Below are 20,586 nucleotides of genomic sequence, written 5' to 3' on the forward strand. Positions count from 1 at the left end.
GAGGGCAAGGTCATGCAGCAGATCCTCTCGGCTGCGGAGCGTGCGCTGGCGGCGCTACCTACCGCCAGAGCCAGCGCAGCGCATCGGGCAGCAGCACGCCGGGATGGTTGGAGTCGTGTGCGCCGTCGCCGAGCACCAGGCGGGCGTCGTAGCCCGCGTGGAAGAGCGCGGCGGCGACGAGCAGGTTCTCCGCCAGCCAGTTGTCCTCGTGCTCGTCCCAGCCGAGATCCCGGTGCCCGACGTGCAGCAGGACGCGCAGCGGTCTCGCGGGCTCGGACGCGATGAGCTCCGGGTAGGGGTTGCCTCCGACGACCTGCGGGAAGCTCGAGGAGAAGCCGATGACCTTCCCGAACGCGTCGGGCCGGTGCCACGCTGCCGTGAGGGCCGCGCTGCCGCCGCTGCTGAACCCGCACAGCCCACGCTTGGCCGGGTCGGTACTGATGCGGACCTGCTGCTCGACCAGGGGCAGGACCTCGTCGGCGAGGAGGTCGGCGTAGCGGCTGTCGAAGGCGTCGTACTCGGCGTTGCGGGCGACCGGGTCGACGAAGACGCCGATCATGGGCGGGATGTCGCCTGCTGCGATCAGGTTGTCCAGGACGGTTCCGGCCCGCAGGTCGTCCTCGGGGTCGAGGAAGCCCCCGCCGTCCTGGAAGACCATGCAGGGCAGCGCGCCGTCCGTTGGGGCGGGTGCGTGCACCCAGATGTCGCGGCTGGCGCCGGGGAACGCTCGCGAGTCGGTGAGCTGCAGCCGGGTCGTGCGACCCGCGGTGACACCGGGTCGCGGTAGGGAGTCCGGTCCGTGGTCGTAGAGCACGTGGGACTGGTCGATCGGCAACGGCTGGTACGGGATCCGAGCATCCATGCCCGAGAACTTAACCTCCTGGCCGGCCATTGAGCCGTGAGAGGGTGGCCGGGTGAGCGACGGGGGCGTGTTCATCTCCGAGTCGTTCCTCCGCTACTGGCGCGCCACGGCCGTCTCGGGGCTGGGCACCTACGTCACCGTGTTCGCGCTGCAGGCGCTGGTCGTGCTGACCCTGGACGGGACGGCAGCAGACGTCGGGTGGCTCAACGCCGCTCGCTGGCTGCCCTACCTGACCTTCGGGCTCGTCGTGGGGGCGCTCGTCGACGGCAGGCGCCGCCTTCCCCTGATGGTGCGCACGGACCTCGCCCAAGCGGTGCTGCTGCTGCTGATCCCGGTGCTGTGGTGGGCCGACGCGCTGTCGCTGCCCGCGCTCCTGGCCGTCGTCTTCGCCTACGGCACCGCAGCCGTGGTCAACATGGCGGCGACCATGTCGTTCCTCCCGCGACTGGTGGAGCGCCACCAGCTGCAGCCCGCCCACGCTCGCGTGGACGGAGCCGACGCGGTGTCGTCGGCAGCAGGTCCCGCGCTCGGTGGCCTGCTGGTCAGCGCCGTCGGCGCACCGCTCACGGTCCTCCTGGACGCGGCGACCTACCTCTACTCAGCACTCACCCTGCGCAGGATCGAGCTCGACGAGCCACCACCACGCACCGGCGTCACCGTACGCGGGCTCCTCGGCGACATCCTCGAGGGTGTGCGCTGGGCCTACGGCGCCTCGGGGTTGAGGACACTGGCGGTCGCCACCCACGGATGGTTCGTCGGCAACGCGATCGTCGGGGTCGTGCTGGCGCCGTATGCGTTCCTCGTGCTGGACCTCAGCGCCGCGCAGTTCGGCCTCGTCGGCGCCGCCGGGGGCGTCGGCGCCGTACTCGGCGCCGCCATCACGACCGCGGTCGGCCTACGCCTCGGAACCGGCCGGACGATCATCCTGTGCCACCTGCTCACCACCAGCGCCGTAGTCACCATGACGCTGGCCGGCCAGTCCTCGTACGCCGCCTGGGTGCTCGGGCTGGGCCAAGGCATCTACGGGCTGGCGATGGGCATGAGCAACTCTCACGAGATGAGCTACCGACAGCTCGTGACCCCCGACGCGCTGCAGGCGCGCACCAACACGACGCTGCGGTCGCTCAACCGGGCCGTGGTGGTCGTGGTCGCGCCCCTCGCGGGTCTGCTGGCAGACGCGGTTGGCATGCAGACCATGCTGGTCGTTGCCGCGGTGGCCTTCGCCGTCGTGGCCCTCGGCCTGGCCTCCACGCCGTTCAGGACCGTGCGAGCCCCCACCTGAGGGTCCTCGTCATCATCCCGACACAGCGGTTCGCCCTTGTCGGCAGGTTCGGCAACTGGCGTCGCCAAGAGGGACACACCCGTAAGAGGAAGGAAGTCCTGTCACGACACCAGTCCGAGATTCCATGGCCGCCAGCCCTCCACGGGCGTGACCCACTGTCGGTGGCGAGCCGTAGGATCGAACGCATGATCGACGGACTGGCAGCCGAGGCACGAGGGGTCGCAGACGACCTCTCGGCCTCCGAGCTGCTCGCCTCGATCAAGGCCTCCCGCGAGCTCGAGAACGCCGAGGCCGCCCGCCAGCTGACGCTGGCCGCTCGCTGGGCCGACCTCCACCCGCCGGAGTCGATCCACGACGCCGCCTCGTTCACCGTGCCGGGGTGTGAGCACGAGGAGCCCATTGCCGGCGAGGGCGCTCCGTTGGTGGCGGAGTTCTGTGTCGCCGAGCTCGGCACCACCCTCGGCATCTCCACGACCGCGGCGAAGAAGCTCGTCGGCCACGCCCTCGAGCTGCGCCACCGCCTCCCCCGGCTGTGGGACCAGGTCCACGCCGGACGCGTGCCCGCATGGCGGGCACGTGTCGTCGCGGACACCACCATCCACTCCTCGCCCGCGCTGACGGTTGAGGCGGCGGGGTTCGTCGACTCCCAGGTCGCCGCCGTCGCCGGACGCATCGGGTCCGCGCAGCTCGACCGGCTGATGGCGGAGACGATCAAGCGCTACGACCTCGCCACCGCAGACCCGACGAAGGACCCCGAGGACGGCTACCTCGCCGTCGACCCCCGCCACGTCACCGTCAACAAGGACGACGTGCACTACGCCGGCACCCTGCACCTGGAAGCCGACCTCGACATCGCCGACGCCCTCGACCTCGACCGCGCCGTCGCCCACCACGCCGCCACGCAGAAGGCCCTCGGCTCCCAGCTGCCGCTCGACGCACGTCGGGCCAAGGCCCTCGGTGAGCTCGCCCGGACGCAGACTGCCCTGGACCTGGCGTTCCAGGATGGTGCGGCCCAGGACGGTGTCGGCATGGACGGTGCCGGCATGGACGGTGCAGCTCAGGCGGGTGCAGCCCAGGAGGACGATGCTCGTACCTCAACCACCGAGGACACCAGCACCGACGCCGACCAGCCGAACCTCCCGGCCGCGCGTCAGGTCGTCATCCACGCCCACTTCGACGCATCCATGTCCGGCGAGCAGACCGTGTTCGGGCCCACCGGGCGGATGGAGAACGGGCAGCGCCTTGTCCTGCTCGACCAGATCAGGTCGTGGTGCGCGGACACCCGCACCGACGTGACGATCAAGCCCGTCATCGACCTCAACGCCCAGCTGACCGCGCAGGGCTACGAGATCCCCGACCGGATCCGTGAGCAAGTCCAGCTCCGGGATCGCACGTGCGTGTTCCCGTGGTGCACCCGCCCCGCCCGGGCCTGCGATGTCGACCACATCATCGAGTACGGCCACGACGCCGACGCCGAAGGCAGGCCCCAACCCGGCCCCACACGGACCGACAACCTCGCCTGCCTGTGTCGGTTCCACCACCGGCTCAAGACCCACTCCGCCTGGCGCTACGCGATGGTCGAGAACGGGGTGTTCGAGTGGACCTCACCCCACGGACACCGCTACCGACGCGACCACACCGGCACCACCGACATCGACCCACCGCATCCGCCCGGCATCCCGCGACCCCGCCGACGATGACCCCGCCCCACACCCCGCTGACCTGAGACCAGTGGGGCCGTAGGCGTGCGCGGCCTCGGACAGGTGGCGCCGGTGCTCGCGCTGCTTCGGGCGAGCCCGACCGCGGAACGGCTGCACCAGCGCACTCGGTTCGGACTGGACGTCCGGTTCGCGGAACGCTCGGATGCTCGCGACGCACCGCGAGTGGGTGCACGTCCAGCGCCCATCCGCCATCGCCGCGCACCCGCTGGCCTGGGTCGGCAGACCCATGTGAGCCCGGGACCGGCAGGACCCGGACGCCCCACGACCCGCCCACGGCCGCCGGCTGAGCCTGCGTTCCCGGCCCCGTCCGGAGAATCCCGCCGCGGCTGAGATCCCGGGCTCGGGTGGCGGGACACACGACGGCGCGACGGTCGACCCAGGAGGCGGGAAGCTCCCGCCGTACCGGATCGGGTGATCGAGATGCGGACCTCACTTCTGGCGGCGACGATCGCCGTGGGGCTGGCGACGGCCCTGGCAACGCCCGCGCTCGGGGCAGCGCTCGGGGGCGACCCGGCCACCTCCGCGCCGCTGCCCGCGCGCGCCGGCGCTCCCGCACCGGCCGCACCGGCCGCGGAGGCTCCGGAGGCCGCCGTCCTCTTCAACGACCCGACCGGCGACGAGGCCGCGCAGAACCGCATCGCGGACCACATCCGCCGTGCCATCGACGCCACACCGCGCCACGGCACCATCCGGATGGCGGCGTACAGCTTCGACCGTCCCGACATCGCAGCCGCGCTCGCCCGGGCGTGCACGCAGCGCCGCGTCACCGTCCAGGTCGTCCTCAACGACAACTTCGTCTCCGCGTCGTCCCGTGACCTGCGGCGGCTCCTGGGTGCCGACGCGCTGTCGGGCCGCCATGCCTGCGACCCGGGCAGCGAGGCCGGAGCGGGCGCAGCGCCGAGCTTCGTCAAGGTCTGCCACGCCAGCTGCCGGCTCGGCGACCGCGGGAACCAGCACATGAAGGTCTACCTGTTCTCCGCCACCGGCGGCCAGCAGCACGTGGTGATGCTGGGGTCCCCCAACCTGACCGGCTACGCCGCCGGGGTGCACTGGAACGACCTCGTCACCTTCACGGGCAGCCAGCAGCTGTACGACGACTACGGCCAGGTCTTCGACGAGCTCGCCGCCGACAGCCGGGTCGAGGCACCCGAGGTGAACGTGAGGCACGGTGACGTCACGACGAGCGTCGGTGCGGGACCATCAGCGGCCCCCGACACCGATGCCGTCGCCGAACGCCTCGCCGGCGTCACCTGTGACGCGCTCCCGGGAACCGGGGAGGCCGGCCGGACCGTCGTCCGGATCAGCATGTACGGCTGGCGCGGGCAGCGCGGCCTCGACCTGGCCCGGCGGGTGGCCCGGCTGAGTCGCGCAGGATGCCGGGTCCAGGCCCTGGTGAGTGCTGCTGGGCCGGAGGTCGTGGAGACCCTGGTCCGCGCCGGCGTCCGCATCCGGAGCGCCTCCCTCGACGTCGACGGCAATGTCGCGACCGGGTTCGAGGACTCCGGCTGGGAGCACTTCGTCCACGAGAAGTGGATGTCGGTCGACGGGACGTGGGGCGGCGCGGCCACCCGAGCGGTGTGGACGGGCTCCGAGAACTGGTCCGACGTCTCCCTGCTCAACGACGAGCTGGTGGTCATGATCCCGCGGCAAAGGATCCACGAGGCGTACGTCGCGCACTTCGACACCATCTGGAGCCGGCACTCGAGGGAGCTGGCACCGGCACCTGCGCAGGTGTGAGCCGGCGTGGTGCGTCGGGTCAGGACGTACGCGTCGCCACGATGTCGGCGAAGGACTCGAGCGCCTCGCGGACGGGACCGGGGTCGAGGGCCTCGAGCAGCTTCTTGGCGCGGGCGGCCTCGGCCAGCACGTGGTCGCGGGCCTGGTCCATCGCGGGGTGCGCGCGCATCAGCTCGAGCGCCTCGGCGTGCTCGGCGTCGTCGGTGAGCGGGCGGCCGAGCAGCGACAGCAGGCGCGCGTCGGCCGGGTCGGTCGAGGCCTGCGCCATCAGCACCGGGAGGGTCGGCACGCCCTCGCGGAGGTCCGTGCCGGGCGTCTTGCCGGAGGCGTCCGACTCCGACGCGATGTCGAGGATGTCGTCGGTGAGCTGGAACGCCGAACCGACGATCTCGCCGTAGGCGCTGAGCGCCTCGACGACCTCGGCCCGCGCCCCGCTGAACATCGCGCCGTAGCGCGCCGAGGTCGCGATGAGCGACCCGGTCTTGCCGGCGACGACATCGAGGTAGTGCGCGAGCGGGTCCTCGTCGGGCCCGGGCGGGACCGTCTCCATGATCTGCCCCTCGACGAGGCGGGTGAAGGTCTGCGCCTGGATGCGTACGGCCTCCGGGCCGAGGTCGGCAGTGAGCTCCGACGACCGGCCGAAGAGGAAGTCGCCGGTGAGGATCGCGACGTTGTTGCCCCAGCGGGCGTTGCCCGTGGCGGCGCCGCGGCGCAGGTCGGCCTCGTCCATCACGTCGTCGTGGTAGAGCGAGGCGACGTGGGTGAGCTCGACGACGCAGGCCGCGGTGTGCACCTCGTCGGCGTCCGGCTCGGGCCCGGTCTCGGCCGCCAGCAGCACCAGCAGCGGCCGGAACCGCTTGCCGCCGGCCATCATCAGGTGGGTCGCGGCCTCGGAGACGAAGTCCGCGCGCCCCCGGCAGTGCTCGGCGAGCAGCTCCTCGATGCGCGCCAGCCGCTCGACCAGCCGCTGCTCGAGAGCGGCGTCGACGACAGGCAGTGCGAGGGGAGAGTCGGTCACCTGATGAATTCTCCCGCAACCGCCGCCAGGTCGAGCACCGGCCCCGGCAGCACGCCGAGGACGAGGGTCACGGCCACGCCGACGGCGATCGTCGTCGCGGTCAGCACGGACGGGTACGCCACGCTCGGGCCGGCCCCGACGGGCTCGTCGAAGTACATGACCTTGATGACCCGGATGTAGAGGAACGCGGCGATGATGCTGGCGAGCACGGCCGCCACGACCACGGGCCACGCGCCGGCGGCGAGGGCGACGGAGAAGACCGCGAGCTTGCCGACGAACCCGGACGTGAGCGGGATGCCCGCCATCGCCAGCAGGAAGAAGGCGAACACGCCCGCCACCACCGGCGACTCCTTGCCCAGGCCGGCCCAGCGCTCGATCGCGGTGGTCTCGCCACCGCTGTCGCGCACGAGGCCTACGACCGCGAAGGCGCCGATCGTCGCGAAGCCGTAGGTCGCGAGGTAGAACAGCACCGCCTGCACCGAGCTGATCTCGCCGGCCGCGAGCTGCCCCGAGGCCTGCACGCCCAGCACGCCGGTGAGGATGAAGCCGGTGTGCGCCACCGAGGAGTAGGCCAGGAGGCGCTTGATGTCGCTCTGCGTGATGGCGAGCGCGGCGCCGACGAACATCGACAGGATGGCGATGATCCACAGCATCGGCTGCCAGGACCAGCGGTCCGCGCCGAGCGCGACGTAGAACAGGCGCATGATCGCGCCGAAGGCGGCGACCTTCGTGCCGGCGGCCATGAAGGCGGTGACCGGCGTCGGCGCACCCTGGTAGACGTCGGGGGTCCACGCCTGGAACGGCACGGCACCGACCTTGAAGAGCAGGCCGACCGACAGCAGGCCCGTGCCGATCAGCAGCAGGCTCGAGCTGCCGACGTCGTTGCGCACGGCCTCGTTGATCGCGGCGAAGTCCATGGAGCCGGCATAGCCGTAGAGCAGGGCCGCGCCGTAGAGGAAGAAGCCGGACGAGAACGCACCGAGCAGGAAGTACTTGAGCGCGGCCTCCTGGCTGAGCAGGCGACGACGCCGCGCCAGGCCGCTGAGCAGGTAGAGCGGCAGCGACAGGATCTCGAGGCCGACGAACATCGTGAGGAGGTCGTTGGCGGCCGGGAACAGCATCATGCCGAAGACCGCGAACATCATGAGGGGGTAGACCTCGGTGTGCTCGCGGTTGGCCGCGATGGCCGCGGTCTCGGCGTCGGTGCCGGGCACCGCGGCGGCCTGTCCGGCGAAGGCCGAGACCCCGCCGTCGAGGTGGCGCTCGGCGAAGAGCAGGACGCCGGCGATGGACAGCGCGAGGACCAGGCCCCAGATGAACAGGCTCGGTCCGTCGACGGCGATCGTGCCGCCGACCGCGAGGATGCCGCGCGCGGCGCCGTCGGCGTACGTCTGCACGTCCTGCGCGACCAGCACCACGCCGACGAGGGCGAGGGCGAGGCCGCCGAGGGCGAGGACCACCTGCACGGGGTAGCGCAGCGTACGCGGCAGGAACGCCTCCACGACCACGCCGAGGCAGGCGACGCCGAACACGACCAGCAGCGGCCAGAGCTCGAAGTACTCGATGCTGGGCTTCACGAACTCGGTCACTGGGGACCACCCTCCTGGCCGATGCCCACCGCCGCGAGCGAGTCGTGGACGAACGGGTTGATGACGTCGAGCAGCGGCATCGGGTAGAAGCCGAACAGCACGAGTGCGAGCAGCAGCGGCGCGAGGACGCCGACCTCACGCCGGTCGAGGTCGGCCACCGGGGCGACCCCGACGCGGTCCGGACCCGTCATGGTGCGTTGGTACATCCAGAGCGCGTAGAACGCGGCCAGCACGATGGCGAGCACCGCCACCGACCCGACCAGCCAGTGGTGGTCGAACGCCGCGATGATGACCAACATCTCGGAGACGAACGGCGACAGGCCGGGCAGGCCGGCCGCCGCGAGGCCGCCGACGAGGAAGAAGCCCGCCAGCACTGGGGCGCTCTTCTCCACGCCCGCCATCTCGCGGATCGACGCCGTCCCGGTCCGGCGGATCAGGAATCCCGCCACCAGGAACATCAGGGCGGTCGCGATGCCGTGGTTGACCATGTAGAGGATCGCGCCGGTGCCGCCGGTCGGGCTGAACACGAAGATGCCCAGCACGATGAAGCCGAAGTGCGACAGCGACGTCAGACCGATCAGGCGCAGCACGTCGTCCTGACCGATGGCCACGAGCGCGCCGTAGATGATCGAGACGAGCGCGAGCACCACCACAACCGGCGTCGCCCACTGCGACGCGTCGGGCAGCAGGCCGAGGCAGAACCGCAGCATGCCGAAGGTGCCGATCTTGTCGAGGATGCAGACCAGCAGCACCGAGGTGCCGGTGGTCGCCTTCTCGGTGGTGTCGGCCAGCCAGGTGTGCACCGGGAACATCGGCGCCTTGATCGCGAAGGCGATGAAGAAGCCGACGAACAGCCAGCGCTGGGTCGTCTCGTCGATGTCGAGCGCTGCGAGGTCGCTGATCAGGAAGCTCGGGTTGCCGGCGTCGGCCGAGACCACGTAGAGCCCGATCACTGAGGCGAGCATGATGAGCCCGCCGGCGAGCTGGTAGATGAGGAACTTGGTCGCGGCACGTCCCCGACCGGCCCGGCCGAAGCCGCCGATGAGGAAGTAGGCCGGGATGAGCGTGGCCTCGAACACGACGTAGAAGAGCAGCACGTCGGTCGCGGTGAAGACCGCCAGCGACATCGCCTCGAGCGCGAGGGTCCAGGCGAAGAACGCCTTCACGCCTCCGTTGCCCTCGGCGTCGGCCTCGCGCGAGCTGGCGAGCAGCACGATCGGCACGAGGACGACGGTGAGCAGCACCATCAGCAGGCCGAGGCCGTCGACTCCGAGGGCGTAGTGGACGCCGAGCGACTCGATCCACGTGCGGGTCTCGGTGAGCTGCATCCCCCCGCCCACGGAGTACTGGGTGGCGACGACGACGCCGACGACCAGGGTCGCCGCGGAGAAGCCGAGGCCGACCAGCCGCGCGAGCGCGTCGGGCACGAGGGCCGTGACGACCGCGCCGAGCAGCGGCAGCAGGATCAGGATGGTCAGGATCATGCGGGGTCCTCGCAGAGTTGTGCGACGGAGGAGCGGAGCGGGGGAGGCGTAGAACTCTGTGGGGTGCTCATCGGAGGTTCACCGCCAGGAGAGCGAGGACGACCAGCAGGGCGCCACCGAGGAGGGACAGGGCGTAGGAGCGTACGAAGCCGTTCTGCACGCGCCGCAGCGTGGTGGACAGGCCACCGACGGCGAGCGAGCCACCCTCGACGGCACCGTCGACGCCGCGGCGGTCGAAGGCGGTGAGCCCGCCGACGAGCCCGGCACCGGGGCGTACGACGACCGCGTCGTTGATCGCGTCGCCGTAGAGGTCGGCGCGCGCCGCGCGGGTCGCGAAGGACACGTCCTGCGGGGCCTCGCGCGGGACCTCGCGCCTGCCCACCAGGAACCAGGCGGCGGCGACGCCGATCGCGACGACCGCGGTGATGATCAGGGTGATCACGATCGCCGGCAGCGGGGGCTCGTGGTGCTCCACGGTCCCGGTGACCGGCTCGAGCCAGGTCTTGATCCAGTCGCCGAGCAGCAGCACGCCGCCGAGGACCGAGAGCGCGGCCAGCACGATGAGCGGCACGGTCATGACGCGGGGCGACTCGTGGGGGTGGACGTCCTTCTCCCACCGCTTGCTGGTGAAGAAGGTCATCAGCATCAGCCGGGTCATGTAGAACGCCGTGATGCCGGCACCGAGCAGCGCCAGGAGCCCGACGAGCAGGTTCTCGGCGAGCGCGGTCTCAATGATCCGGTCCTTGGACCAGAAGCCGGAGAAGCCGGGGAACCCGATGATCGCGAGGTATCCCATGGCGAAGGTCAGGAACGTGACCGGCATGGCCTTGTTGAGCGCACCGTAGTGACGCATGTCGACGTCGTCGTCCATCCCGTGCATCACCGAGCCGGCTCCCAGGAACATGTTGGCCTTGAAGAAGCCGTGGGTGAGCAGGTGGAAGATCGCGTACGGGTAGCCGGCCGGACCGAGGCCCGCGGCGAGCATCATGTAGCCGATCTGGCTCATGGTCGAGCCGGCGAGCGCCTTCTTGATGTCGTCCTTGGCGCAACCGAGGATCGCACCCCACAGGAGCGTGACCGTCGCGACGACCACGACCGCGGTCTGCGCCACGGGCGTGAGCTCGTAGATGAAGTTGGAGCGGACGACGAGGTAGACGCCGGCGGTGACCATGGTCGCGGCGTGGATGAGGGCGGAGACCGGGGTCGGGCCCTCCATCGCGTCGAGCAGCCAGGACTGGAGCGGGACCTGCGCGGACTTGCCGCAGGCGCCGAGCAGGAGCAGCAGGCCGAGGGCGTTGAGCGTGCCCTGGTCGGCCTCGCCTGCCAGCTCGCTGACGGCACCGAAGTCGGTGGTGCCGAACGTCGCGAACATCAGGGCGATCGCCAGCGACAGGCCGATGTCACCGACGCGGTTGATGACGAAGGCCTTCTTGGCCGCGGCGGCGGCCGACGGCTTGTGCTGCCAGAACCCGATCAGCAGGTAGGACGCGAGGCCGACGCCCTCCCAGCCCAGGAACAGGCCCACGAAGTTTGCCGAGAGGACCAGCATGAGCATCGCGGCGACGAAGAGGTTGAGGTAGCCGAAGAACCTGCGGCGGCGCGGGTCGTGCTCCATGTAGCCGATGGCGTAGACGTGGATCAGCGAGCCGACACCGGTGATGAGGAGCAGGAACAGCGCGGCCAGCGGGTCGTAGAGCAGGTCCATGCCGACGGTGAGCGACCCGGTCTCGAACCAGGTCCACAGCTGCTGGCCGATCTGGCGCTCCTCCGCGTCGCGGCCGAGCAGCGAGACGAACAGCACCAGGCTGAGCACGAAGGAGAGCGCGGCCATCGCCGTGCCGAGGAGGTGGCCGTGCTTGTCGACGGTCGCCTTCAGCGACGGCGGGAGGAACGGGGCCACGCCGAGCAGCAGGACCGCGCCGAGCACCGGCAGCGCGATGACCAGCCACAGCAGGTCGAACACGCCGCCGGCGCCCATGTCGGGCGCGACCACGGGCGCGTGGGCTCCTTCCTCGGCCATGGGCAGGCCGACGAGCAGCGCCGAGTGGGACAACAGGTTCACGAGCGCTCCCTCAGTACTTCAGCAGGCTGGCGTCGTCGACCGAGGCCGAGCGTCGGGTGCGGAAGATGGTCATGATGATCGCGAGCCCGATCACGACCTCCGCGGCGGCGACGACCATCACGAAGAACGCGGTGATCTGGCCGTCGAGGTTGCCGTGCTGGCGGGCGAAGGCGACGAACGCCAGGTTGCAGGCGTTGAGCATCAGCTCGACGCACATGAACACCACGATCGCGTTGCGGCGGGTGAGGACACCCACGCAGCCGATCGTGAAGAGGATCGCCGACAGGACGATGTACTGGGTCACTTGTCCACGTCCTTGTCCACGTCCTCTTCGGTGCTGGCGGGCGCGCCGGCCTTGCCGGAGGTCTCGGGCATCGCGGTCGGGTCGCTGTGCCCCTCGAGGCCGGCCAGCTGGCGGCGTACGTCGTCGATGTCGTCGGCGAGTGCGGGAGCGGACCGGACGGTGCCGCGGGCGGCGAGCACCCGGGAGACCGAGGACTCCGCGGCGGTGCCGTCGGGCAGCAGCGCCGGGGTGTCGACCGCGTTGTGGCGGGCGTAGACACCGGGCGAGGGCAGCGGACCGAGGTGCTTGCCGTGCTCGGCGTAGTCGCGCATCCGCTGCGCGGCGAGCTCGGCCTGGCCGGCCTTCGGCGTGAGGCGCTCACGGTGCGCGAGCACCATCGCGCCGAGCGCCGCGGTGATCAGCAGTGCGCTGGTGGCCTCGAAGGCGAACACGTAGCGGGAGAACAGGATGTTGGCGATGGCCGGCACGTTGCCGCCGGCGTTGGCCTCGTCGAGCCCGACCGCGACCCCGAAGGTGACCTGGCTGATGCCGAGCACCAGCACGGTGCCGAAGGCCAGGCCGAGGACGACCGCCATCACCCGCTGACCGCGGATGGTCTCCACGACCGAGTCGGCGGCGTCGACGCCGATCAGCATCATCACGAACAGGAACAGCATGAGGATGGCGCCGGTGTAGACGATGATCTGCACCGCGAAGAGGAACGGCGCGTCGAGCACGGCGTAGAGGAACGCCAGGCTGATCATCACCACGGCCAGCAGCAGCGCGGCGTGCACGGCCTTGCGGACGAACAGGATGCCGAGCGCGGCGGCGACCATGATCGGGGCGAGGATCCAGAACGTCATCGTGTCGTCCCCCTGTAGTAGTCGCCCTCGTCGTCGCCGAGACGCATCGGGTGCGGCGGCTGCTCCATGCCGGGCAGCAGCGGGGCCAGCAGGTCGGACTTCTCGTAGATCAGGTCGGCCCGGTTGTTGTCGGCCAGCTCGTACTCGTTGGTCATCGTCAGCGCCCGCGTCGGGCACGCCTCGATGCACAGCCCGCACAGGATGCAGCGCAGGTAGTTGATCTGGTAGACGCGGCCGTAGCGCTCACCGGGGCTGAACCGGCCCGAGCCGTCCTCGAGGTCGACGTTGGACGCGCCCTCGACGTAGATCGCGTCGGCCGGGCAGGCCCACGCGCACAGCTCGCAACCGATGCACTTCTCCAGCCCGTCGGGCCAGCGGTTGAGCTGGTGCCGGCCGTGGAAGCGGGGCGCCGTCGGGAGCTTCTCGAACGGGTACTGCTCGGTGACGACCTTCTTGAACATCGTCCGGAAGGTGACGCCGAACCCGGCGATCGGGTCCCAGAAGCTCTCCTTGATCCCCTTGGACTCCTGGCCGGGGCTCTGGGGGGACTCACTCATGGTTCTCCTCCGCTGAAGCGGTGACAGTGGTGCGGCCGGTGGCGAAGGTCAGCGGCGCGGCGCCACCGCGTACGGCGCCTCCCGCCGGCATCGGCGGGACGGGGAACCCGCCGGCGAACGCGTCGTGGGGCTCCTCGCTCGCCTCGACCGGCGCCTCCTCCGCCTTCTTCTCGCCGACGAACATCAGGCCGACGGTCAGGACGAGCAGCACCGCGATGGCGGCCACGAGGTAGGTGCGGTCGATGTTGCCCTCGATCGAGATGACGCGGATGGTGGCCACCGCAACGATCCAGGCCAGCGAGACCGGGATGAGGACCTTCCAGCCGAGCGCCATGAACTGGTCGTAGCGCATGCGGGGCAGCGAGCCGCGCAGCCAGACGAACATGAAGATGAAGATGAAGACCTTGCCGAAGAACCACAGCAGGGGCCAGTAGCCGCTGTTGGCGCCCTCCCACACGTTCTCGATGCCCCACGGAGCGGCCCAGCCGCCGAGGAACAGCGTCGTGGCGATGGCCGACACGGTCGCGAGGTTGATGTATTCGGCCAGGAAGAACAGCGCGAACTTGAGGCTGGAGTACTCGGTGTGGAAGCCGCCGACCAGCTCGCCCTCGGCCTCGGGGAGGTCGAAGGGGGCACGGTTGGTCTCGCCGACCATCGAGATGACGTAGATGACGAAGGACGGCAGCAGGATCAGGCCGAACCACAGGCGGTCCTGCGCGGCGACGATCTCCGAGGTGGACATCGAGCCGGCGTAGAGGAAGACCGCGACGAGGGCGAGGCCCATCGCGACCTCGTAGGAGATCATCTGCGCGCTCGAGCGCAGGCCGCCGAGCAGCGAGTAGGTCGAGCCGGACGACCAGCCGCCGAGGACGATGCCGTAGATGCCGATCGAGGCGATGGCGAGCATGAAGAGCACCGCCACCGGCATGTCGGTGAGCTGTAGCGGCGTCTGGTGGCCGAAGAAGTTGACCGTCGGCCCGAGCGGGATGACCGCCCAGGTGACGAAGGCCGGCACCACGGCGATCACCGGGGCCAGGAGGAAGACGACCTTGTCGGCCGACTTGGGGATGATGTCCTCCTTCAGCGCCAGCTTGACGCCGTCGGCGAGCGACTGGAGCAGGCCGAAGGGGCCGTGCACGTTGGGGCCGACGCGGTGCTGCATCCGGGCCACGACGCGACGCTCGAACCAGATGTTGAAGAGCGTCAGCAGCACCAGGACCAGGAAAATGAAGACGGCCTTGAGCAGGATCACCCACCACGGGTCCTGGCCGAACGCGTCCAGTCCCGGAGCGGGAAGGTCCGCCGCGAGCGGAGCGAGCTGCATCACTGTGCCCATCACTGGGAGGCTCCCTTCAGGGTGACCGGGCTGCCGGGCGAGGCCAGCTCGGCGAGGACGCCGCGACCGAAGGACCGGGCCGGGACCCAGACCACGTCGTCGGGAAGGTCGGCGACCACGACCGGCAGCGTCACGCTGCCCCGGTCACCGGTGATCGTGACGCGCTGCTCGCCGGCCGGCTGGGCCTCCAACATGCCGAGGGCAGACTCGTAGGTCGCACGGCTGACGCGGGCGACGGCCGTACGTGCAGTGGCACGCAGGTGCTCCTCGCCGTCCTGCATCGAGCCCAGGTCGATGAGCTGCTTCCACGTCGCGAGCGCGAGCGGGGTCTCGCCCTTCCTGGGCGCCCTGGGGGCCTTGGGGGCCTTGCCTGCGTCGAGGGCGGGGCGGGGACCGTCCCACGGACCGAGCGCCTGCATCTCCGCGCGCACCTCGGCGACCGTACGGAAGCCGAGCGAGCGGCCCGTCCCCTGCGCGGCCAGCTCGTCGGCGATGCCGGCGAGGACCCGCAGGTCGGGCAGCGAGGAGGGGTTGGTGAAGACGGCGTCGAACGAGCGCGGGCGCCCGTCCCACGTCACGAACGTGCCGGACTTGTCGGTCACCGGGGCGACCGGCAGGACGACGTCGGCCACGCGGGTCACGTCGGTCTCGCGCAGCTCGAGGCTGACCACGAAGGCGGCAGCGTCGAGGGCGGCTCGGAACGCGGCCGGGTCAGCGGTGTCGTCGGGGTCCACGCCGCCGACGACCACGCCGCCGAGCTCACCCTTGACGAGGGCGGCGACGATGGCGTTGCCGTCACGGCCGGGCCTGGCGGGCAGCGACTCCACGCCCCACGCGGCAGCCACGTCGACCCGGGCCGAGGCCTCGCCGGCGGGACGTCCACCGGGCAGCAGGGTGGGCAGCGCGCCGGCCTCGACCGCACCGCGGTCCCCCGCACGACGCGGCACCCACGCCAGGCGGGCACCGGTGCCGGCTGCCAGGTCCGCGGCCGCGCTGAGCGCTCCGTGGGTCTGGGCGAGCCGCTCGCCGACGAGGATGATGGCGTCCTTGGTGATCCCGTGCTCGGCGTCGCGGAGCGAGCCGATGGCCTCGACCTCGGCGCCCGGGGCGGTCGGCACGAGCCGACCCTTCATCTTGGCCAGGCCGCGCGAGGTGTAGGGCGCGACCGAGACGACCTGCGTACGACCCCGCTTGGCCGCCTTGCGCAGCCTCAGGAAGATCGTGGCGGCCTCGTCCTCGGGCTCGAGGCCGAGCAGCACCACGACCGGCGCGGCCTCGAGGTCGGCGTAGGTCACGTCGCCGGACAGCGCGACGTGCGAGGCCAGGAAGCTGGCCTCCTCGGCGCTGTGCGGGCGGGCGCGGAAGTCGACGTCGTTGGTGTCGAGGGCGACGCGGGCGAACTTCGCGTAGGCGTAGGCGTCCTCGGCGGTCAGGCGGCCACCGGTGAGGACCGCGGCCGCACCGGCGTCGCGGAGTCCGCGAGCGGCGACAGCGAAGGCCTCGGGCCACGACGCCGGCCGGAGCTCACCCCTTCGCCCATCGGGCAGTGTCTCGCGGACCTGCGGGTAGGTGATCCGGTCCTCGACCTGGGCGTAGCGGAAGGCGAAGCGGTCCTTGTCGCTGATCCACTCCTCGTTGACCTCGGGGTCGTTGCCGGCGAGGCGGCGCATGACCTTGCCGCGCCGGTGGTCGACGCGGATCGCGGCGCCGCAGGCGTCGTGCTCGGCCACGCCCGGCGTCGAGACGAGGTCGAACGGGCGGGAGCGGAAGCGGTAGTCGGCGGAGGTGAGCGCACCGACCGGGCAGATCTGGATGGTGTTGCCGGAGAAGTAGCTCTCGAAGGGCTCGCGCTCGTAGATCGCGACCTGCTGGAGCGCGCCGCGCTCGGCGAGGGCGATGAACGGGTCGCCTGCGATCTGCTCGGAGAAGCGGGTGCAGCGCGCGCACAGCACGCAGCGCTCGCGGTCGAGCAGGACCTGCGCGGAGATGTTGATCGGCTTGGGGAAGGTGCGCTTGACGCCACCGGACTCGGCGAAGCGGCTCTCGCCGCGGCCGTTGCTCATCGCCTGGTTCTGCAGGGGGCACTCGCCACCCTTGTCGCAGACCGGGCAGTCGAGCGGGTGGTTGATCAGCAGGAACTCCATGACGCCCTGCTGGGCCTTGTCGGCCACCTCGCTGGTCGCCTGGGTGTTGACGACCATGCCCTCGGCCACCGGCAGCGTGCACGAGGCCTGCGGCTTGGGGAAGCCGCGGCCGTTGCCGGCGTCGGGGATGTCGACCAGGCACTGGCGGCAGGCGCCGACCGGGTCGAGCAGCGGGTGGTCGCAGAAGCGCGGGATCTGGACGCCGACCTGCTCGGCGGCGCGGATCACCAGGGTGTCCTTGGGGACGCTCACCTGGACGCCGTCGATGGTCAGGGTGACCGTCTCGACCTCCGTACGCGCAGGGGTGGTCGTCATGCAGTGGCTCCAGCCGCAGTGTCGGACAGGGAGGGGAAGGCGGTCGAGGCGGCCGGGTCGAACGGGCAGCCGCCGTGGGTGAGGTGCGCGAGGTACTCGTCGCGGAAGTGCTGGATCGAGCTCGAGATCGGGCTGGTCGCGCCGTCGCCGAGCGCGCAGAACGCGCGGCCCAGGATGTTGTCGCACTGGTCGAGCAGCACGTCGAGGTCCGCCTCGCTCCCCTGCCCCTTCTCGATGCGAGCCATCGTCTGGGTGAGCCACCAGGTGCCCTCGCGGCACGGCGTGCATTTGCCGCAGGACTCGTGCTTGTAGAACTCGGTCCAGCGCAGCACGGCGCGGACCACGCAGGTGGTCTCGTCGAAGAGCTGCAGCGCACGCGTGCCGAGCATCGAGCCGGCCGCGCCGACAGCCTCGAAGTCGAGCGGCACGTCGAGGTGCTCGGGCGTCAGGAGCGGGGTGCTCGACCCGCCAGGCGTCCAGAACTTCAGCTCGTGGCCCTCGCGCATGCCGCCGGCGAGGTCGATGAGCTCGCGCAGGGTGATGCCGAGCGGCGCTTCGTACTGACCGGGGTTGGCGACGTGGCCGGAGAGGCTGAAGATGCCGAAGCCGTTGGACTTCTCGGTGCCCATGCCGGCGAACCAGGCCGGGCCGTTGACGATGATGCTCGGCACCGAGGCGATCGACTCGACGTTGTTGATGACGGTCGGGCTGGCGTAGAGGCCGGCGACCGCGGGGAACGGCGGGCGCAGGCGGGGCTGGCCGCGACGGCCCTCGAGGCCCTCGAGCAGCGCCGTCTCCTCACCACAGATGTAGGCGCCGGCGCCGGCGTGCACGACCAGGTCGAGGTCGTAGCCGGAGCCGTGGATGTTCTTGCCGAGGTGGCCGGCCAGGTAGGCCTCCTGCACCGCGCGCTGGAGGCGGCGGATCACGTGGAGGACCTCGCCGCGGACGTAGATGAACGCGGTGTTGGCACGGATCGCGTAGGAGCTGACGATGACGCCCTCGACCAGCGTGTGCGGGCTGGCCATCATCAGCGGGATGTCCTTGCAGGTGCCCGGCTCGGACTCGTCGGCGTTGACGACGAGGTACTTCGGCTTGGGGTTGTCCTGCGGGATGAAGCCCCACTTCATGCCGGTGGGGAAGCCCGCGCCGCCGCGGCCGCGGAGGCCGGACTCCTTGACGGCGTCGATGACGTCGTCGGGCGCCATCGCGAACGCCTTGTCGAGGGCGGCGTAGCCACCGCGCTCCTCGTACGCCGCGAGCGTCCAGGCGCGCTCGGCGTCCCAGTTGTCGGTGAGGACCGGAGTCAACGTGTCGGTCACTTGCTCTCCCCCTTGCTCTCCCCGGCCGGAGCCGTCCAGCCCCTCTCGCGGGCGATCTTCAGTCCGGCCAGCGAGGCGGGCCCGGCGGCCGGGCCCTCGTCGGCGCGGTCGTCGGGGAAGCCGGCGAGCACCCGCTCGGCCTCGCGCCACGTGCACAGTCGCGGGCCGCGGGTGGAGTGGACGTCGTTGCCGGCGCGGAGGTCGTCGACGACCTGCACCGCCGACTCGGGCGTCTGGTTGTCCATGAACTCCCAGTTGACCATCATCACCGGGGCGTAGTCGCACGCCGCGTTGCACTCGATGTGCTCGAGGGTGATCTTGCCGTCCTCGGTCGTCTCGTCGTTGCCGACGTCGAGGTGGTCCTTGAGGCGCTCGAAGATCAGGTCGCCGCCCATGACCGCGCACAGCGTGTTGGTGCAGACGCCGACGTGGTAGTCGCCGACCGGCTTGCGCTTGTACATCGTGTAGAAGGTCGCCACGCCGTTGACCTCCGCGGCGCTGATGCCGAGCACCTCGGCGCACGCCTCGATGCCCTCGGGGGTGACCCGGCCCTCGACCGACTGCACCAGGTGCAGCATCGGGAGCAGGCCGGAGCGGGCCTCGGGGTAGCGGGCCGCGATCTCGCGCAGCTCGTCCCGGGTCTTCTGGTCCAGGCCGGTCGTGGGCTCGCTCATCGGTCGACGCCTCCCATCACGGGGTCGATGGAGGCGATCGCCACGATGACGTCGGCGACCATGCCGCCCTCGCTCATCACGCTCGTCGCCTGCAGGTTGGTGAAGGACGGGTCGCGGAAGTGCGCGCGGAAGGGACGCGTACCGCCGTCGGAGACGACGTGCGCGCCCAGCTCGCCGCGGGGCGACTCGATCGGGACGTAGGCCTGGCCCGCGGGGACCCGGAAGCCCTCAGTCACCAGCTTGAAGTGGTGGATCAGCGCCTCCATCGACTCGCCCATGATGTGGCGGATGTGGTCGAGGCTGTTGCCCATGCCGTCGCTGCCGATGGCGAGCTGGCTGGGCCACGCGATCTTCTTGTCCGCCACCATGACCGGCGCGCCCTCGAGGCCGGCGAGGCGGTCGGCGCACTGCTCGACGATCTTGAGCGACTCCCACATCTCGTTGAGGCGGATGCGGAAGCGGCCGTAGGAGTCGGAGGTGTCCCAGGTCTGGACCTCGAAGTCGTAGTCCTCGTAGCCGCAGTAGGGCTGCGTCTTGCGCAGGTCCCAGGCATAGCCGGTGGAGCGCAGGACCGGGCCGGTGATGCCGAGCGCCAGGCAGCCGGCGAGGTCGAGGTGGCCCACGCCGTCGAGGCGGCCCCGGAAGATCGGGTTGGCGTTGCAGAGCGCGGCGTACTCGGGCAGGCGCTTCTTCATCAGGGCGATGAAGTCGCGGATCTCGTCGAGCGCACCGGGCGGGAGGTCCTGGGCGACACCGCCGGGACGGAAGAACGCGTGGTTCATCCTCAAGCCCGTGATGAGCTCGAACAGGTCGAGCACGAGCTCGCGCTCGCGGAAGCCGATCGTCATGACCGTGAGGGCGCCGATCTCCATGCCGCCGGTCGCCACCGCGACCAGGTGGGAGGAGATGCGGTTGAGCTCCATCAGGAGCACGCGCATGACCTGCGCCTTCTCCGGGATGTCGTCCTCGATGTCGAGCAGGCGCTCCACGCCCAGGACGTAGGTGGCCTCGTTGTAGAACGGCGAGAGGTAGTCCATCCGGGTGCAGAACGTGGTGCCCTGCACCCAGGAGCGGTACTCCATGTTCTTCTCGATGCCGGTGTGGAGGTAGCCGATGCCGCAGCGGGCCTCGGTGACCGTCTCGCCCTCGAGCTCGAGGATGAGCCGGAGCACGCCGTGGGTGGACGGGTGCTGCGGGCCCATGTTGACCACCACGCGCTCCTCGGCGGACTCGCCGATGCTCTGCGTGATCGAGTCCCAGTCCTGACCGGTGACGGTGAAGACGCGGCCCTGGCTGGTGTCACCGGGAGCCGCGTAGAAGTCCTGTTCGGTGGTCAT

General features: G+C 70.7%; 16 protein-coding genes. 3 read left to right on the forward strand and 13 right to left on the reverse strand.

Annotation, left to right across the window (positions count from 1 at the left end; genetic code table 11):
* Nucleotides 1-58 precede the first annotated feature (58 nt).
* On the reverse strand, nucleotides 59-862 hold the full coding sequence (locus AC57BS_RS04805; protein WP_496410322.1) for an alpha/beta hydrolase: 804 nt from the start codon (nucleotides 860-862) through the stop codon (nucleotides 59-61).
* A 52-nt stretch (nucleotides 863-914) separates the two neighbouring features.
* On the opposite strand from AC57BS_RS04805, the gene AC57BS_RS04810 reads away from it, so the two are divergent.
* The 3 genes from AC57BS_RS04810 (at nucleotide 915) to AC57BS_RS04820 (ending at nucleotide 5,602) form a co-directional block, all read left to right on the forward strand.
* Nucleotides 915-2,144 (forward strand): MFS transporter, encoded by a 1,230-nt coding sequence (locus AC57BS_RS04810; RefSeq protein WP_496410323.1) that lies wholly within the window; start codon nucleotides 915-917, stop codon nucleotides 2,142-2,144.
* 185 nt (nucleotides 2,145-2,329) lie between these two features.
* On the forward strand, nucleotides 2,330-3,844 hold the full coding sequence (locus AC57BS_RS04815) for an HNH endonuclease signature motif containing protein (RefSeq protein WP_496410324.1): 1,515 nt from the start codon (nucleotides 2,330-2,332) through the stop codon (nucleotides 3,842-3,844).
* A 441-nt stretch (nucleotides 3,845-4,285) separates the two neighbouring features.
* Nucleotides 4,286-5,602 (forward strand): phospholipase D-like domain-containing protein, encoded by a 1,317-nt coding sequence (locus AC57BS_RS04820; RefSeq protein WP_496410325.1) that lies wholly within the window; start codon nucleotides 4,286-4,288, stop codon nucleotides 5,600-5,602.
* Between the two features lie 19 nt (nucleotides 5,603-5,621).
* Here AC57BS_RS04820 and AC57BS_RS04825 read toward each other — a convergent pair whose 3' ends face one another.
* The 12 genes from AC57BS_RS04825 to AC57BS_RS04880 form a co-directional block, all read right to left on the reverse strand.
* Nucleotides 5,622-6,620 carry a polyprenyl synthetase family protein gene (locus AC57BS_RS04825; RefSeq protein ID WP_496410326.1) on the reverse strand — a complete coding sequence of 333 codons (999 nt, stop codon included), beginning with the start codon at nucleotides 6,618-6,620 and terminating at the stop codon, nucleotides 5,622-5,624.
* Nucleotides 6,617-8,209 (reverse strand): NADH-quinone oxidoreductase subunit NuoN, encoded by a 1,593-nt coding sequence (gene nuoN, locus AC57BS_RS04830; protein WP_496410327.1) that lies wholly within the window; start codon nucleotides 8,207-8,209, stop codon nucleotides 6,617-6,619. The genes AC57BS_RS04825 and nuoN overlap by 4 nt, the downstream gene beginning before the upstream one ends.
* On the reverse strand, nucleotides 8,206-9,693 hold the full coding sequence (locus AC57BS_RS04835; protein WP_496410328.1) for an NADH-quinone oxidoreductase subunit M: 1,488 nt from the start codon (nucleotides 9,691-9,693) through the stop codon (nucleotides 8,206-8,208). Before AC57BS_RS04835 ends, nuoN begins: the two co-directional genes overlap by 4 nt.
* Nucleotides 9,694-9,760: 67 nt before the next feature.
* Nucleotides 9,761-11,671, reverse strand: a complete 1,911-nt coding sequence (gene nuoL, locus AC57BS_RS04840; protein ID WP_496410368.1) for an NADH-quinone oxidoreductase subunit L — start codon at nucleotides 11,669-11,671, stop codon at nucleotides 9,761-9,763.
* A gap of 94 nt (nucleotides 11,672-11,765) precedes the next feature.
* Entirely contained in the window at nucleotides 11,766-12,059 is a 294-nt protein-coding gene (gene nuoK, locus AC57BS_RS04845; RefSeq protein ID WP_129456153.1) for an NADH-quinone oxidoreductase subunit NuoK, read from the reverse strand.
* Nucleotides 12,056-12,901: an NADH-quinone oxidoreductase subunit J gene (locus tag AC57BS_RS04850; protein WP_496410329.1), complete on the reverse strand. Its 846-nt coding sequence runs from the start codon at nucleotides 12,899-12,901 to the stop codon at nucleotides 12,056-12,058. Before AC57BS_RS04850 ends, nuoK begins: the two co-directional genes overlap by 4 nt.
* Nucleotides 12,898-13,458: an NADH-quinone oxidoreductase subunit NuoI gene (gene nuoI, locus AC57BS_RS04855; RefSeq protein WP_496410330.1), complete on the reverse strand. Its 561-nt coding sequence runs from the start codon at nucleotides 13,456-13,458 to the stop codon at nucleotides 12,898-12,900. The genes AC57BS_RS04850 and nuoI overlap by 4 nt, the downstream gene beginning before the upstream one ends.
* Entirely contained in the window at nucleotides 13,451-14,782 is a 1,332-nt protein-coding gene (nuoH, locus tag AC57BS_RS04860; RefSeq protein WP_496410369.1) for an NADH-quinone oxidoreductase subunit NuoH, read from the reverse strand. The genes nuoI and nuoH overlap by 8 nt, the downstream gene beginning before the upstream one ends.
* A gap of 11 nt (nucleotides 14,783-14,793) precedes the next feature.
* Entirely contained in the window at nucleotides 14,794-17,253 is a 2,460-nt protein-coding gene (locus tag AC57BS_RS04865; protein WP_496410331.1) for an NADH-quinone oxidoreductase subunit G, read from the reverse strand.
* Nucleotides 17,250-18,575, reverse strand: coding sequence for an NADH-quinone oxidoreductase subunit NuoF (gene nuoF, locus AC57BS_RS04870; RefSeq protein WP_496410332.1), 1,326 nt, complete (start codon nucleotides 18,573-18,575; stop codon nucleotides 17,250-17,252). The genes AC57BS_RS04865 and nuoF overlap by 4 nt, the downstream gene beginning before the upstream one ends.
* A complete protein-coding gene (gene nuoE, locus AC57BS_RS04875) occupies nucleotides 18,572-19,249 on the reverse strand; it encodes an NADH-quinone oxidoreductase subunit NuoE (RefSeq protein ID WP_496410333.1) in 678 nt (225 codons plus the stop codon). The genes nuoF and nuoE overlap by 4 nt, the downstream gene beginning before the upstream one ends.
* A complete protein-coding gene (locus AC57BS_RS04880; RefSeq protein ID WP_496410334.1) occupies nucleotides 19,246-20,586 on the reverse strand; it encodes an NADH-quinone oxidoreductase subunit D in 1,341 nt (446 codons plus the stop codon). The genes nuoE and AC57BS_RS04880 overlap by 4 nt, the downstream gene beginning before the upstream one ends.

The sequence above is a fragment of the Nocardioides sp. BGA-UO-ETr-FS32 genome (assembly GCF_059567905.1).

Bases quoted from the DNA above. Each gene is read 5' to 3' on its own strand.
- AC57BS_RS04805 (WP_496410322.1), bottom strand. From the start codon at position 862: ATGGATGCTCGGATCCCGTACCAGCCGTTGCCGATCGACCAGTCCCAC.
- AC57BS_RS04815 (WP_496410324.1), top strand. From the start codon at position 2,330: ATGATCGACGGACTGGCAGCCGAGGCACGAGGGGTCGCAGACGACCTC.
- AC57BS_RS04820 (WP_496410325.1), top strand. From the start codon at position 4,286: ATGCGGACCTCACTTCTGGCGGCGACGATCGCCGTGGGGCTGGCGACG.
- AC57BS_RS04835 (WP_496410328.1), bottom strand. From the start codon at position 9,693: ATGATCCTGACCATCCTGATCCTGCTGCCGCTGCTCGGCGCGGTCGTC.
- nuoL (WP_496410368.1), bottom strand. From the start codon at position 11,671: ATGGGCGCCGGCGGCGTGTTCGACCTGCTGTGGCTGGTCATCGCGCTG.
- AC57BS_RS04850 (WP_496410329.1), bottom strand. From the start codon at position 12,901: ATGACGTTCTGGATCCTCGCCCCGATCATGGTCGCCGCCGCGCTCGGC.
- nuoI (WP_496410330.1), bottom strand. From the start codon at position 13,458: ATGAGTGAGTCCCCCCAGAGCCCCGGCCAGGAGTCCAAGGGGATCAAG.
- nuoH (WP_496410369.1), bottom strand. From the start codon at position 14,782: ATGCAGCTCGCTCCGCTCGCGGCGGACCTTCCCGCTCCGGGACTGGAC.
- AC57BS_RS04865 (WP_496410331.1), bottom strand. From the start codon at position 17,253: ATGACGACCACCCCTGCGCGTACGGAGGTCGAGACGGTCACCCTGACC.
- nuoE (WP_496410333.1), bottom strand. From the start codon at position 19,249: ATGAGCGAGCCCACGACCGGCCTGGACCAGAAGACCCGGGACGAGCTG.
- AC57BS_RS04880 (WP_496410334.1), bottom strand. From the start codon at position 20,586: ATGACCACCGAACAGGACTTCTACGCGGCTCCCGGTGACACCAGCCAG.